The organism is Mesorhizobium sp. M7A.F.Ca.CA.002.04.1.1, from assembly GCF_004022805.1.
Classification (GTDB): Bacteria; Pseudomonadota; Alphaproteobacteria; order Rhizobiales; family Rhizobiaceae; genus Mesorhizobium; species Mesorhizobium ciceri.
This window is the reverse complement of the sequence record NZ_RZPL01000075.1, coordinates 1-12,356: the sequence shown is the minus strand read 5'-3', so window position 1 is coordinate 12,356 and position 12,356 is coordinate 1. Positions and strand designations below refer to the sequence as shown.

Annotated in this window: 14 protein-coding genes; 12 read left to right on the top strand and 2 right to left on the bottom strand. The window is 65.2% G+C overall.

The window, feature by feature from the left end; genetic code table 11:
* The 3 genes from ENZ75_RS06410 to ENZ75_RS06400 form a co-directional block, all read left to right on the top strand.
* Nucleotides 1–644: aspartate dehydrogenase domain-containing protein (locus ENZ75_RS06410; RefSeq protein WP_128277972.1), on the top strand; the 644-nt coding region annotated here is incomplete at its 5' end.
* Nucleotides 644–1,456: an alpha/beta hydrolase gene (locus tag ENZ75_RS06405; RefSeq protein ID WP_063168735.1), complete on the top strand. Its 813-nt coding sequence runs from the start codon at nt 644–646 to the stop codon at nt 1,454–1,456. The genes ENZ75_RS06410 and ENZ75_RS06405, both read left to right, overlap by 1 nt.
* The gene (locus ENZ75_RS06400) at nt 1,453–3,192 is read left to right on the top strand and encodes a cobalamin-dependent protein (protein WP_063168736.1); all 1,740 of its coding nucleotides are present in this window, start codon (nt 1,453–1,455) and stop codon (nt 3,190–3,192) included. The genes ENZ75_RS06405 and ENZ75_RS06400 overlap by 4 nt, the downstream gene beginning before the upstream one ends.
* Nucleotides 3,193–3,232: 40 nt before the next feature.
* On the opposite strand, the gene ENZ75_RS06395 is transcribed toward ENZ75_RS06400, so the two are convergent.
* On the bottom strand, nt 3,233–3,979 hold the full coding sequence (locus ENZ75_RS06395) for an SDR family oxidoreductase (protein WP_063168737.1): 747 nt from the start codon (nt 3,977–3,979) through the stop codon (nt 3,233–3,235).
* 103 nt (nt 3,980–4,082) lie between these two features.
* Here ENZ75_RS06395 and ENZ75_RS06390 point away from each other — a divergent pair, with 103 nt between their 5' ends.
* The 7 genes from ENZ75_RS06390 to ENZ75_RS06360 all read left to right on the top strand — a co-directional run bounded on the left by ENZ75_RS06390 (nt 4,083) and on the right by ENZ75_RS06360 (nt 10,286).
* Complete coding sequence (locus ENZ75_RS06390; RefSeq protein WP_158515799.1) at nt 4,083–5,054, top strand: thiamine pyrophosphate-dependent dehydrogenase E1 component subunit alpha; 972 nt, start codon at nt 4,083–4,085, stop codon at nt 5,052–5,054.
* A gap of 1 nt (nt 5,055) precedes the next feature.
* Nucleotides 5,056–6,030, top strand: a complete 975-nt coding sequence (locus tag ENZ75_RS06385; RefSeq protein ID WP_063168739.1) for an alpha-ketoacid dehydrogenase subunit beta — start codon at nt 5,056–5,058, stop codon at nt 6,028–6,030.
* Nucleotides 6,031–6,044: 14 nt separating this feature from the next.
* Entirely contained in the window at nt 6,045–7,337 is a 1,293-nt protein-coding gene (locus ENZ75_RS06380; protein ID WP_127224187.1) for an alpha/beta fold hydrolase, read from the top strand.
* Nucleotides 7,338–7,400: 63 nt separating this feature from the next.
* Complete coding sequence (locus tag ENZ75_RS06375; protein WP_063168741.1) at nt 7,401–7,724, top strand: NIPSNAP family protein; 324 nt, start codon at nt 7,401–7,403, stop codon at nt 7,722–7,724.
* Between the two features lies 1 nt (nt 7,725).
* Entirely contained in the window at nt 7,726–8,595 is an 870-nt protein-coding gene (locus ENZ75_RS06370; RefSeq protein ID WP_063168742.1) for a hypothetical protein, read from the top strand.
* Nucleotides 8,592–9,518 carry a 3-hydroxyacyl-CoA dehydrogenase NAD-binding domain-containing protein gene (locus ENZ75_RS06365; RefSeq protein WP_063168743.1) on the top strand — a complete coding sequence of 309 codons (927 nt, stop codon included), beginning with the start codon at nt 8,592–8,594 and terminating at the stop codon, nt 9,516–9,518. Before ENZ75_RS06370 ends, ENZ75_RS06365 begins: the two co-directional genes overlap by 4 nt.
* Before the next feature lie 18 nt (nt 9,519–9,536).
* Entirely contained in the window at nt 9,537–10,286 is a 750-nt protein-coding gene (locus ENZ75_RS06360; protein ID WP_063168744.1) for an SDR family oxidoreductase, read from the top strand.
* 28 nt (nt 10,287–10,314) lie between these two features.
* Here the strand turns inward: ENZ75_RS06360 and ENZ75_RS06355 are convergent, their stop codons facing one another.
* Nucleotides 10,315–11,067 (bottom strand): NAD(P)-binding domain-containing protein, encoded by a 753-nt coding sequence (locus ENZ75_RS06355; protein WP_063168745.1) that lies wholly within the window; start codon nt 11,065–11,067, stop codon nt 10,315–10,317.
* Nucleotides 11,068–11,178: 111 nt separating this feature from the next.
* Between ENZ75_RS06355 and ENZ75_RS06350 the strand changes: the two genes are divergently transcribed.
* Nucleotides 11,179–11,952, top strand: coding sequence for a GntR family transcriptional regulator (locus ENZ75_RS06350; protein ID WP_063168746.1), 774 nt, complete (start codon nt 11,179–11,181; stop codon nt 11,950–11,952).
* A gap of 141 nt (nt 11,953–12,093) precedes the next feature.
* Nucleotides 12,094–12,356 (top strand): ABC transporter substrate-binding protein (locus ENZ75_RS06345; RefSeq protein WP_164887743.1); only part of this gene is annotated, 263 nt, incomplete at its 3' end.

The window sequence follows — 12,356 nt, the reverse complement described above, 5'->3', positions numbered from 1 at the left end:
CTGTCACGCAGCTTGACGCGCTGATCGGTCCGCGCCCCCGGGCGGTGGTGGAGGCGGCAAGCCAGGAGGCGGTGGCCGCTTATGTGCCCGCGCTTCTCGAAGCCGGCATCCCGACCATCATCGCTTCGATCGGTGCATTCGCCGATCCGATCCTTGCCGCGAGGCTGACCGATGCTTCGCGCAATAGCGGCGCGCGCTTGGTCCTGCCGTCAGGCGCGTTGGGCGGTCTCGACTATCTCAGGGCGATAGCCGCACTTCCTGAGGCGCGGGTGCGCTACACCTCGCGCAAGCCGCCGACAGCTTGGGAAGTCGAGCTTGCCACTCTTGGCCTGTCGGCCGAGCACGACGCGGTATCCCTCTTCGAAGGCACGCCGGCGCAAGCGGCAAAGCTCTATCCGAAAAACCTCAACGCCGCCTTCGCCGTGGCGCTCGCTGCAGGTATCGACAAAGTCACAGTGCGCGTGGTTGCCGATCCGAAAGCTGCCGGCAACATGCATGAAATCGAGGTCGAGAGCACCGCCGGCACCGCCTCCTTCCGCCTCGTCAACGCACCCTCGCCCAACAATCCGAAAACCTCGATGCTCACGGCGCTCAGTCTCGTCGCGGCGCTTGGCGAGTTGCTCGACAGGGAGGGCCTCAGCTGATGCCCTTCTTCACCGCCGCCGATGGCTGCCGCATCCACTACGAGACATCAGGCAGCGCCGGCCCACGCCTCATCCTCATCTCCGGGCTCGGCGGTGATGGAAGGTTCTGGACTGGTGTGGTACGCCTGCTCGAGGCCGACCATCGCGTCATCGTCACCGACCATCGCGGCGCCGGTCGCAGCGATCGCCCCGAAAGCCCCTATTCCATTCCCCTGATCGCCAGCGACATTGCCGGCCTGCTGGCGCAGACGGGCGGTCCCGCCCATATTGTCGGGCATTCCACTGGTGGCGCCATCGCGCAGGTGCTGGCGCTCGATCATTCGGAACTTGGCCTGAGCTATACGATCAGCAGTTCCTGGGCGCGAGCCGACAGCCGTTTCCGCACGCTCTTCAGCGCTCGCGCCGAACTGCTGGAGGCCGGCTTGGCCGAGACCTATCAGCGCCTCGGCCATGTGCTCTGCCACGAACCGTCCTACCTCGAAACGCATGCCGGGGAACTCGACGCAGCCGTCGCCGCCGCCCCTGACACCCTGGCGCCGCTGACAGTCAGTGCTGCGCGCGTGCGCATGCTGCTCGACCATGATCGCCTTGCCGATCTGCCGCGCATCGACACCCCGGTTCAAGTGATTGCGGCCACCGGCGATATCCTGACACCGCCAGCCCTTTCGGAGGCGATCGCTGCGGCAATACCGGATGCCCGGTTTGTTTCAGTTCCCGGTGCGCATTTTCACCCCCTCGCCGACCCCGAAGGTCTTGCCGCCATCATTCGCCGTTTCATTGTCGAAGCTCACCTTGATCGCAAAGCATCATGATCGCTGACCTCAGCCCCGCCCTCCTCGACCCGCGCCTCAAGCCTGGCGCCGAGCTCCTCGCCGAAGGACGCGTCATGGCGCGCGACTGGCGCCTCGGCAGCTGCCGCTTCCTGACCGAGACTGGGATGCCGTCCGAAGCCGCATGGAAGCGCAAGGCAGCGGCCGAAAAGCGAGTCATGCAGCACGCCCATATCGGCTTCAGAAGCGTCGACCGCACCGTGGCCGCGATCGGCGAGGTGCATGAGCAATGCCGCAAGGCAGGGGTAACGGTCGACCGTTTCGGCATCACCCTCGACTGGTCGATGGGTTATCCCCAAGCCATGCGTGCAAAGGCCGCGCGCGGCACCGGCATCGTGCTCACCGGCCCCGAGGATTTCGCCCGCATCACCAACGCCGCGCCCGCTGCCGCGCATTTCGGCGACTTCATGCTCGGCCTGCCGGGCGCGGTGGAAAACACCCGCGCCGCCATCGCCGCCGGTGCAACGGCCATCGGCAATCTGGGGCAGTATTTCACCTTCCGGCTGCCCTACTGGGACGATGATGTCGCGACCACCGAAGCGACCGTCACCGCCCTCGGCCTGATTGCCGCGCAGGATGCCGAAATCCTTGTCCATTCCAATCTCGACGACGGCTTCGCCGGGCTGTTCATCGACATGGCCTGCGCGCTCGGCATGGTGCTGGTCGAAAAGCACATCGTCGAGGATCTGATCGGCGCGCGGCTCGGCCATTGCTACGGCCACCACTTCAGCGATCCACTGTCGCGCGCTGCCTTCCATGCCGCGCTGGTGCGGGTCAGCGATACGCCGGGCACCATGATCTTCGGCAACACCGTTTCCTACCAGTCGACCCCGGCAGGCAATTACGCAACCCTGGCGAGTTATCTCCTGGCCGACATACTGGCTGTCGGGCGATGGCCCTCCGGCCATGCGATCAATCCGGTACCGGTAACCGAGAACCAGCGCATTCCCGATGTCGACGAGATCATCGACGCACAAACCTTCGCGCACCGGCTCACGCTGCACGCCCCCTTCTACGACCCCGTCTTCGACTGGGCCAGGGTGGAGGCGATGGCCGATGTGCTGGTCGAAGGCGGGCGTCGCTTTGCCGGTGCCGTCATGAAAGGGCTGGCCGAGCGCGGGGTGGATACCGAAGACCCGGCCGCGCTGATGTTCGCCATCCGCCGCATGGGGCCGAAGCGCATGGAGGCGCTGTTCGGCCCGGGCGCGGACGGCATCCGCGGACGCACGCCGCTGATCCATGCCGAATGGGCGCGCGAGCTCAACCACAAGGCCGTCGCCTGGGTCGCGACGCAAAAGCCGCTGGAAAGCCCTAGACCCCTGACCGTCTGCATCGGCACGACCGACGTGCATGAGCACGGAAAATATCTCGTCGAACAGGCGCTTGAAGGCCTGGGCATCGTCATCGCCGATGCCGGTGTGGCCGTCGACCCGGAAACACTCGTCGCCCGCGCCGCCGAAACCGGGGCCGATGCGATCGCCGTCAGCACTTACAATGGCGTGGCGCTGCGTTATGCACAGGCGGTGAAAGCAGCGATGGCGGCACGCGGACTTGCCTTGCCGGTGCTCATCGGCGGACGATTGAACGAAGTGCCCAAGGAGTCCAATTCGGGCCTGCCGGTCGACGTGACCAAGGATATAGCAGACCTAGGCTGCCTGCCCTGCGCCGACCTCGACGAGATGCTGCGTGCCCTGCGTTCCATCCGGCCCGTTGCCTGAAACGGGCAGGCTTCGTCTTACGCAACGACAGGGGCGTGCCTTACCAGGCGGTCATGCCGCCGTCGACCGTCAGGATCGAGCCGGTGGCGAAAGAGGATTCGTCACTGGCGAGCCACAGGATTGCATTTGCGATTTCAACCGGCTGCGCGACGCGATTCATCGGTGAGCGCGCGTTCAATGCCGCGACAAACCCCTGAGGATCGGGATGGGTTTCCAGCATGGTTTCGAAATAGCTCGACCAGGTCACACCCGGTGCCACGGCGTTGACGCGGATCTTGTCCGCAACATGGTCAAGCGCCATGGCACGCGTCAGCGCCGCGACGCCGCCCTTGGAGGCGACATAGGCCGCCCGATCGGCAAGTCCGACATGGGCCACGTTGGAAGCGGTGTTCACGATCACCCCGCCGCCGCCCGCGGCCATGACGGGAATGACATATTTGGAGCAGAGAAAGACGCCCTTGAGGTTCACGGCCATGAGCGCGTCCCAATCCGCCGCCGCGGTGGTGACAACCGAACCGCGTATGCCGTAACCGGCATTGTTGACCAGAATGTCCACCCGGCCGAAGGCCTCTTGCGCGCGGCGCACCATCGTCGCCACGGAGACTTCGTCCGAGACGTCCGCCTCCCAGGCCAGCGCTCCGGTCCTGCCGGCCACCTCGCCGGCCCGCGCGCCGTCGCGATCGACGACCAGAACGCGCGCGCCCTCCTTCGCAAACAGTTCCGTGACGGCCGCGCCGATACCGGCGCCGGCTCCGGTGACGATGGCCGCCTTGCCCTCCAAACGCATGATCGATCCCCTTTTCACAAACTTGTTTTGCCCTATCTTGCAGAAGCGCTTGCAAAGTGTCGACACTTTTGTATTTAATTTCGGCACGAACTCGGGGATATCGGTGAAAAACACTCCTTCCGTCGAACAACATCTGGAAATCTATCGCCGGATGCTGCTGGTGCGGCATCTCGAAGAGGGCCTTGGGGCGCTTCACAAGGAAGGACGCACGCGCGGTCCGATCCATCGCTGCGATGGCCAGGAAGCCGTCGGCGTCGCCGCGACCGCCGTGCTGGAGGCCGGCGACAAGGTCGCCACCACCCATCGTGGCCACGCGGTCTATATCGGCAAGGGCATGGCCGTGCACCCGGTGGTGGCCGAGATCTTCGGGCGGGCCACCGGTGCCTGCGGCGGGCGCGCCGGCCACATGCTGGTGGCCGATGCCGAAAAGGGCGTGATCGGCGGCAATGCCATTGTCGGCGCGGGCATTCCAGCCGCCACCGGCATGGCGCTGTCGATGCAGATCCTCGGCACCGGCAATGTCGCCATGTGCGTCTTTGGCGACGGCGCCGCGCAAACCGGCATCTGCCACGAAGCCATGAACATGGCGGGGCTGTGGAAATTGCCGGTCGTCTTCGTGCTCGAACACAACCAGTTCGGCCTGACCGTTCCCTCCGAGGTCCAGTCGCCGGTCGAGGACCTGTCGATCCGCGCCGCCGGCTACGCGATGCCGGCCGAGATCGTCGACGGCAATGACGCGGTGGCTGTCTACCGTGCCGTGTCGGCCATGGTCGAGCGCGCCAGGCGCGGCGAAGGCCCAGGCATGGTCGAATGTAAGACCTACCGCGTCGAAGGTTTCTCCACCTCCGACATGGGCGGTTACCAGAAGCCGGAGGATATTGCGGCCTGGAAGGAACGTGACCCGTTGCTCGTCTCGCGCAAGGCGCTTTTGGGCGACGTCGGCGAGGCGAAACTCGCGGCAATCGAGGTGGCGGCCAGAGCTGAGGTCGACGAGGCATTCGCGGCGGCCCTCTCCGACCCGATGCCCGAATTCTCGCTCGACGAAGCCTGCAACCCCTACAGCGAGGCACACTGACATGGCCATGATGCGGTATGCCGAAGCGCTCAATGCGGCACTGCGCGAAGAGATGCAGGCCGACCCCTCCGTCTTCGTCTTCGGCGAGGACATCGGACGCTATGGCGGCGTCTTCAAGGTGACGAAAGGGCTGATGGAGGAATTCGGCGAAACGCGGGTGCGCGACACGCCGATCTCCGAACAGGCGCTGACCGCCATGGCCGTGACCGCCGCGATGACCGGCACGCGGCCGGTGCTGGAAATCATGTATGCGGATTTCGTGCCGCTGACGCTCGATGCGCTGGTCAACCAGGCATCGATCTACAATTACATCTGGAACGGCCAGGTCAAGATGCCGTTCGTGCTGCGTACGCAGGGCGGCGGCGGCGCCGGCGCCGGCGCGCAGCACTCCAAGTCGCTCGATTCCATGCTTGCCCACATACCCGGCATCAAGGTCGTTGCTCCTTCGACGCCCGCCGACGCCAAGGGCATGCTGAAGGCCGCGATCCGCGACGACCAGCCGGTGGTCTTCCTCGAGCACAAGCTGCTCTACAACACCCGCGGCGAGGTGCCGGAAGGCGATGTGACCGTGCCGCTCGGCAAGGCGGCAACCCTGCGCGAAGGCAACGATATCTCGATATTCGCCACCTCCAAGATGGTGGTCGAGGCACTGAAAGCCGCGGATCTTCTCGCAGCCGACGGTGTTTCGGCCGAGATCGTCGATCTCCGGTCGCTGCGCCCGCTGGATGTCAACGCCATCGTCGCCTCGATCGCGAAAACGCACCATGCCGTGGTGGTCAACGAGGGCTGGCGCTTTTGCGGCTACGCCGCCGAGCTTTCGGCAACGATCATGGATCACGCCTTCGACGAGCTGGACGCGCCGGTCGCGCGCGTCACGCTGCCGGACATGCCGATCCCCTATTCCGAGCCGCTGGAAACGGCGATGCTGCCAAGTGCCGAGAAGATCCGCACCGCCGCGCTGAAGACGCTGAAGTGACGGAGGCGGCGGCGATGGCGACCCATCCGATCAGCATCGACAGCGCCGGCGGCGAATACATGGAAGCCGTGCTGGTGATCGCCTGGGCGGTGAAGCCAGGCGATCCGGTCAAGGCCGGCGATCTGGTCGTCACCGTCGAGACGGCCAAGGCCGCGACCGAAATCGAAGCCGACCGCGACGGCTGGCTGGCCGAAATCTTCTTCGCCGAGGGACAGGAAGCGCCGGTGGGCGCCGTGCTCGGCACGATCGCGGACGCGAAGCCGATGGCTGGCCAGCCAGCCTCGGTCGGGCCGGCGACAGCAGCCGCCGCGGCAGCCAATCCGCGCGAGCTTGTGGCTGACGAAGCCTCTTCCTCCATCCGGCAGCCTGGCAGCCGCCCGATCGCCAGCCCGCTTGCCCGGCGCCTTGCCGCCGCGGCCGGGCTCGACCTTGCCGCCATTTCGGGAAGCGGGCCGCGCGGACGGATCAAGAAGCGCGACATCGATGCCACCCTTGCCGCTCGCACGAACGAACAGGACGGTGCAGGCCAGCGGGCGCCAGCCGCAGTCCAGGCATCGCCTGTCGCCGCGCCGGCCCGGCAGACGGTGCCGGTGGTCCTCATCCACGGCTTCGGGGCGGATCGCTCCGTGTGGCGGCAGGTTGTCCCGTTGCTCGGGCCGGGGATCGAGACGATCAGCCTCGACTTGCCCGGCCATGGTACGGAAGCGGCAAGACCTGCAAGCATCATCGAGGAGATCGCCTTCCTCCTCTCCGACCGGCTGGAGGGGATGGGCGTCGGCAATGCCCATCTCGTCGGCCATTCGCTCGGCGGCGCGGCGGCTCTGGCGCTCGCACGACTGGGCCGTTTTACGGTACGCTCTGTCACACTCCTTGCCCCTGGCGGGCTCGGCCCCGAGATCAATGCGGGCTTCCTTGCCGGGCTCGCCCGCGCAACAACCGTCCCGGCGCTTGAGCGATGGCTGGCGGTCATGGTCGGCGACCCCTCGGCCCTGCCGGTCGGTTATGCGCAGGCCGCACTCAGACAGCTGGAAAAGACCGGCAATCGCGACGCGCTCACTGCGATGGCCGAAAGCCTGTTCCCGGACGGCACGCAGGGTTTCGATCTCGCGGGCGCGCTTGGCGAACTCGCCGTCCCGACGCGGCTCATCTGGGGCAGGCTCGATCGCGTCATCCCGGTCGCCCATGCGGCCCGCGCGCCGGGCTTCACTGCCGTTCATCTTCTCGATGGCGTTGGCCATGTACCGCAGATCGAGGCACCGGCGCTCACCGCCCGGCTCATCGCCGATACGGTGCGAAGTGCCGGCTGAGCCGGCAAGACCATCACGCCCGCGTCAAGGGCGCCACGACAGAATGTCAGAAGGAGTGCCGATATGATCTTCGACCATCGCACCTACACCGCCCGCCCCAACAAGCTGTCGCATTTCCTCAAACTCTACGAGGACGTCGGCCTGCCGATGCAGCGGCATTATCTGGGCGAGCCCTTCGGCTTCTTCCAGACGCATATCGGCGACCTCTCGCGCACCGTGCATCTGTGGAGATATGAAAGCCTTGCCGACCGGGAGGAGCGGCGCGACCGCATGGAGGCAGACCCGGAATGGCAGGCCTACCGGCGCAAGGTGATCGAGACCGACTATCTGCTCGACATGCGCAACCAGATCCTCAAACCCGTCTCGTTCTTCAATCCGGGAAAATAAGATGGACCTGACTTTCTCGACCGAGGGGCGCAGCTGGCCGCTGCGCCTGACTGGCGATGCCGAGCGCACGCGCCGCGCGCTGCTTTCGGCCTTGCCGATGCGTCTGCAGCTGCACACGCCGAAGATCGCCGGCAGCCATATCTATTGGCATGCTCCCTTCGTCGAGGATATCGAGGGTGCTACGCATGTGCTTTCCGCGACCGCCGGCGCATTCATCTACTGGCCGGTGCGGCAGTTCCTCGAAATCACCTTCGCGCCGCTTCAGGCGGAGAATGCCGAGATCACCGTTCTCGGCCATCTCGACGCGCCGGTGGAAGGCATTGCCGAACTTGCCGCGACACTGAAACAGGACCAGGGCCGCCGCATCCTGGAAGGCACGCTTGTCCGGTCGGATGGCGGCGTGTCCGAGCCTTCGCCGCCATCGTCGCTGCCACAGGATATCATTGCCGCTCGCAAGGCGCTGTGGGTGTTCTGTCCCGCCGACATCAGCCGGGTCACCGCGTCACGCGCCATCATGCACCCGGCAGGGCCTGTCTTCACCGCGGAATCAGAAGCGCGGGTGCTGCACGAATTCCTCTGGTGGATCCGCGCCGAGCGCGGCCGGAAGGACGAATTGGTGCTGCGCCAGGCGGCAGCAATCGCGCTCGACAAGACCGCGACCCGGCTACGCGATTTCTGCCACATGGAGGAAACGCCTGCCCTGCTTTTCCGGCTCAAGGCGGCGATGGACGGCAACTATCCGCTCGGTGCGCTGATGGACGAGGCGATCCTGGCTACCGGGCGGGTTGGCGCTTGGATCGATCTTCTCATCCCGTGGAACGACCTCAACGAGGCCTTCCGCGCTGCGCTTGACGGCAGGAGGGCCGGATGATGGAAAAACTGACCATCGGCATTGTCGGTTTCGGCGTCATCGGGCAGCGCTGGACGGCTTGCTTTGCCCATGCCGGCCACGCGGTGCGCGTGTTCGACCCGACAGAGCGGCGCGAAGCGGCTTTCAACGAGGTGCTGCCTGCACTCATGGCCGACCTAGACGCGTTGAAGGGATCCTCGCCCTCGCCCGGCGAGATCCATCTTTTTCCGACGCTCGCCGAGACGCTCCAAGGCGTCGATTTCGTGCAGGAGAACGGTCCGGAAGACCTGGCCCTCAAGCGCCGGCTGCTCGCCGAGATCGAAGATCATGTCGGTGACGAGATCGTCATCGCCTCCTCCTCCTCGGCCCTGCTGGTGTCCGACATGCAGGGCGAGTGCCGCCTGCCCGGCCGCGTCGTGCTCGGCCATCCCTTCAATCCAGCGCATCTGATGCCGCTGGTCGAGATCGTCGGCGGCAAGACATCGGATCCACAAGCGATCGCCCGCGCACGCGCCATCTATGAAGCCATCGGCAAGAAGCCGGTAACGCTCAACCGGGAGGTGACCGGCCATATCGCCTTGCGCCTGATGGGCGCCATGTGGCGCGAGGCGATCGCTCTGGTGCGAGACGGCGTCGCCTCGGTCGAGGACGTGGATCGTGCCTTCATGTATGGGCCGGGCGCGAAATGGACCCTGCAAGGTTCGTTCATCTCCAACAGCCTCAACGCCGATGGCATCGAGGACTTCCTGCGCAAATATGGCCCGACCTATCAGGCGATCTGGGACACGCTGCTCGACGCAAAGCTTGACAGCGAGACCATCCGCTCGATCACAGCTTCGACAAATGCGGCGGTAGGCGGGCGCAGCCACGAGGATCTGAAGGCCGCGCGCGAGCCTGGCCTGGTCGGCATTTTGAAAACAGTGGCCGCACACGGTGCACTCTAATCGTCACGGAGAATGGCCATGACCTATCGCACCGCCCTCGTCACCGGCGCCTCGAAAGGCATCGGCGCAGCGATCGTCGAGAGCCTGATCGCGGAAGGATTGACCGTCCATGCGCTGGCGCGCAGCCGTGGCGCGCTACAGGTCCTGCAGGAGAGGCTCGGGCCACGCGTGAAACCGCTTGTCGCCGATGTGCGCGACAACGAGGCGATCGCTTCTGCGCTCGGTGCGGCGGAAATCGATGTCCTGGTCAACAATGCCGGCGGTTTGGCGACCGTGCGCCCCCTGCACGAACAGAGCGCGGAGGAAACAGCCGAGGTGGTGGCGCTGAACCTCACCGCACCCTTGCAGCTCATCCGCATGTTGCTGCCGGGCATGATCGCGCGCAAGCGTGGCCACATCTTCAACCTGACCAGCACGGCAGCCAGCGGCGTTTTTCCCGGCACGACGACCTACGGTGCGGCCAAGGCCGGCCTTTCCCAGGCCGGTCGCATCCTGCGCTATGATCTCGCGGGCACCGGCGTGCGGCTGACCGAGATCGCCCCGGGCCGTGTGGAAACGGATTTCTATCTGAAGGCCTTCGACGGCGACCGCGAGGGCTTGCGCAAGCGCATGTACTCGCAACAGCGGCCGCTCGGCCCGGCCGACATTGCCGCCGTGCTTGCTACCGCGCTGCGGATGCCGGATCATGTCGACATCAGCGAACTGACCGTCGCGCCGAGCGAACAGGCGCCCGGCGGCCATACCTATCCGCCCGCGCCGCAACGATGAGCATGCGTGGCGTCAGCGACGCCGCGCCTCAGTCCGGCTCGGTCAATTTGTCGAGCACGGCCGTGCAGGCCTCCTCCCAGGCCGCAGGCACTCCGCGCGCCGAAAGCACCTGCAGACCCCGCTCGGTGATGCCGCCCGGTGTCACCAGCTCCTCGAGCATCTGATGCATCGGCTGGTCTTTCTCCTCAATCAGCCGCCCGGCGGCCACGAACGTCATCGCCGTCAGCCGGCGGCCAATTGCCGGATCGAGACCTCGCGCGCTCGACCATTCAGTCGTCCTGCGGATCAGATCCTGCACCCAGCCATAGATGGCGGCATTGACCGTCGCCAACTCGAAGTCCGTTTCGCTGGCCAGAGCGATCGAGGGGCCAAGCCAGTCGAGGACCGCCCGCGCCTGCTCAAGGTCGGGGAAATAGATCGTCGGACTGGCACAGATTTCGGAAGCCGTGAACGGCATGGCGCGCACCGCGCGCGCAGGCGCGACAGCAAACCGCGATAGCGCTACGCCGGCGCAAACCGAAACCATTGTTTGGTCCGTGCGCCACGGCAGGCCAGCGACCGCATCCGGCGCATGCACGGGCCGCACCGCAACAATGACGACATCGGACTGTTCGACGAGATCGCGATTGTCGATTGCCAGCCGAAAACCGTGCCGGGCGGAGAGCGCCGCCGCCTTGCCCCGCGGCGACAGCACGATCGCCGCGGGATCAAGCCCGGAACGCAAGAACCCAGCCAGCATGGACGTCGCCAGATGCCCGACCCCAAGAATGCCTACAATCATTGTTGTCCCCCGGATTTGAACCTGCTGCTTGCCATTCACACGAAGTTGGGAAAGAAAGGCGGCTCTACAAAGTGTCGACACAGCCTGCATACAAATCAGATGAGAACCGACGTGACCGAACGAGCCGAGACCAGTGCCGATAGCGACCCGTCCCTTGCCGCTGAAGCGGAGACGCGCCGCGCTGCCGATAGCAGCGAACGCGCCTACAACACCATCCGCAAGCTCCTGGTCGAATTCAAGCTGAAGCCCGGAGAGCGCATCAACGAGGTCCAGCTTTCGCGCGGCCTTGGCCTTTCGCGCACACCGATCCGCGAGGCGCTGAACCGGCTCGCCTCCGAGGGTTTCGTTTCGCTCACGCCCAATCGAGGCTTTTTCGTCAGAAGCCTCAGCACCGAGGGCCTGCTCGATCTCTACGAGTTCCGCTCGATCATCGAGTGCGCTGCTTTCAAGCTGATGTGCGAGCGCGCCGACGACAGCGAAATCGACCGGCTGCGGAGCTACTGGGAAGCGATCGTCGACGCCTACCCGGACCAGCCGCCGGATGTCATCCTGGCCGAGGACGAAGGCTTCCATCTGCTCATCGCCGAACTCTCCGGAAATCCGGAACTTGTCGGCCAGCTCAGCTCCATCAATGCACGCATCCGCTTCATCCGCCGCATCCAGATCGAACATCCTTCGCATGACAAGGCGCAGATCACCTCCCATTCGGCCATCGTCGAGGCTGCCGTCAAGCGCGATGCCGAGAACGGCGCGAAACTGTTGCGCGAACATATCGAAATGACCGTCTCCGCCACGCAGCAAGCGCTCAAGGACGCCTTGCTCAAGGTTTTCGCGCCCGACAATGGCGCCGAGCTGAAGCGTCGCCGAAGGGCTCGCGACGCATAATCGATATCTGAGCACAAAATTGAACGCAATAGTGTCGACACTTTCTTGACGACGATCCCTTTGTCTGCTTCGATGGGCTTACACGGGGAAGAAGACCGCAACGGCCTCCCCTGTCGTAGTCAGCAGCTAAGGGGAACCATGATGAAAAAATCTATCGCCACACTTCTTCTCGGCGCCTCGCTTTTTGCAGCGCCGGCCATGGCCGAGCAGATTACCGTCGGAATGTCCGCGCCGCTCTCGGGCGCGCAGGCCTATTTCGGCAGCACCTGGCACAATGGCTTCAAGCTCTACGTCGACAGGCTGAACGCCGATGGCGGCGTCAATGGCGTCACCATTGCCTATGACCAGCAGGACGACAAGGCCGACCCGCGCGAGGGAACGCTCGTCGCCCAGAAATTCTGCGA

Excerpts from the sequence above, each read along its gene's own strand:
- ENZ75_RS06405 (WP_063168735.1), top strand. The coding sequence starts at position 644 with ATGCCCTTCTTCACCGCCGCCGATGGCTGCCGCATCCACTACGAGACA.
- ENZ75_RS06400 (WP_063168736.1), top strand. The coding sequence starts at position 1,453 with ATGATCGCTGACCTCAGCCCCGCCCTCCTCGACCCGCGCCTCAAGCCT.
- ENZ75_RS06395 (WP_063168737.1), bottom strand. The coding sequence starts at position 3,979 with ATGCGTTTGGAGGGCAAGGCGGCCATCGTCACCGGAGCCGGCGCCGGT.
- ENZ75_RS06385 (WP_063168739.1), top strand. The coding sequence starts at position 5,056 with ATGGCCATGATGCGGTATGCCGAAGCGCTCAATGCGGCACTGCGCGAA.
- ENZ75_RS06380 (WP_127224187.1), top strand. The coding sequence starts at position 6,045 with ATGGCGACCCATCCGATCAGCATCGACAGCGCCGGCGGCGAATACATG.
- ENZ75_RS06375 (WP_063168741.1), top strand. The coding sequence starts at position 7,401 with ATGATCTTCGACCATCGCACCTACACCGCCCGCCCCAACAAGCTGTCG.
- ENZ75_RS06370 (WP_063168742.1), top strand. The coding sequence starts at position 7,726 with ATGGACCTGACTTTCTCGACCGAGGGGCGCAGCTGGCCGCTGCGCCTG.
- ENZ75_RS06365 (WP_063168743.1), top strand. The coding sequence starts at position 8,592 with ATGATGGAAAAACTGACCATCGGCATTGTCGGTTTCGGCGTCATCGGG.
- ENZ75_RS06360 (WP_063168744.1), top strand. The coding sequence starts at position 9,537 with ATGACCTATCGCACCGCCCTCGTCACCGGCGCCTCGAAAGGCATCGGC.
- ENZ75_RS06355 (WP_063168745.1), bottom strand. The coding sequence starts at position 11,067 with ATGATTGTAGGCATTCTTGGGGTCGGGCATCTGGCGACGTCCATGCTG.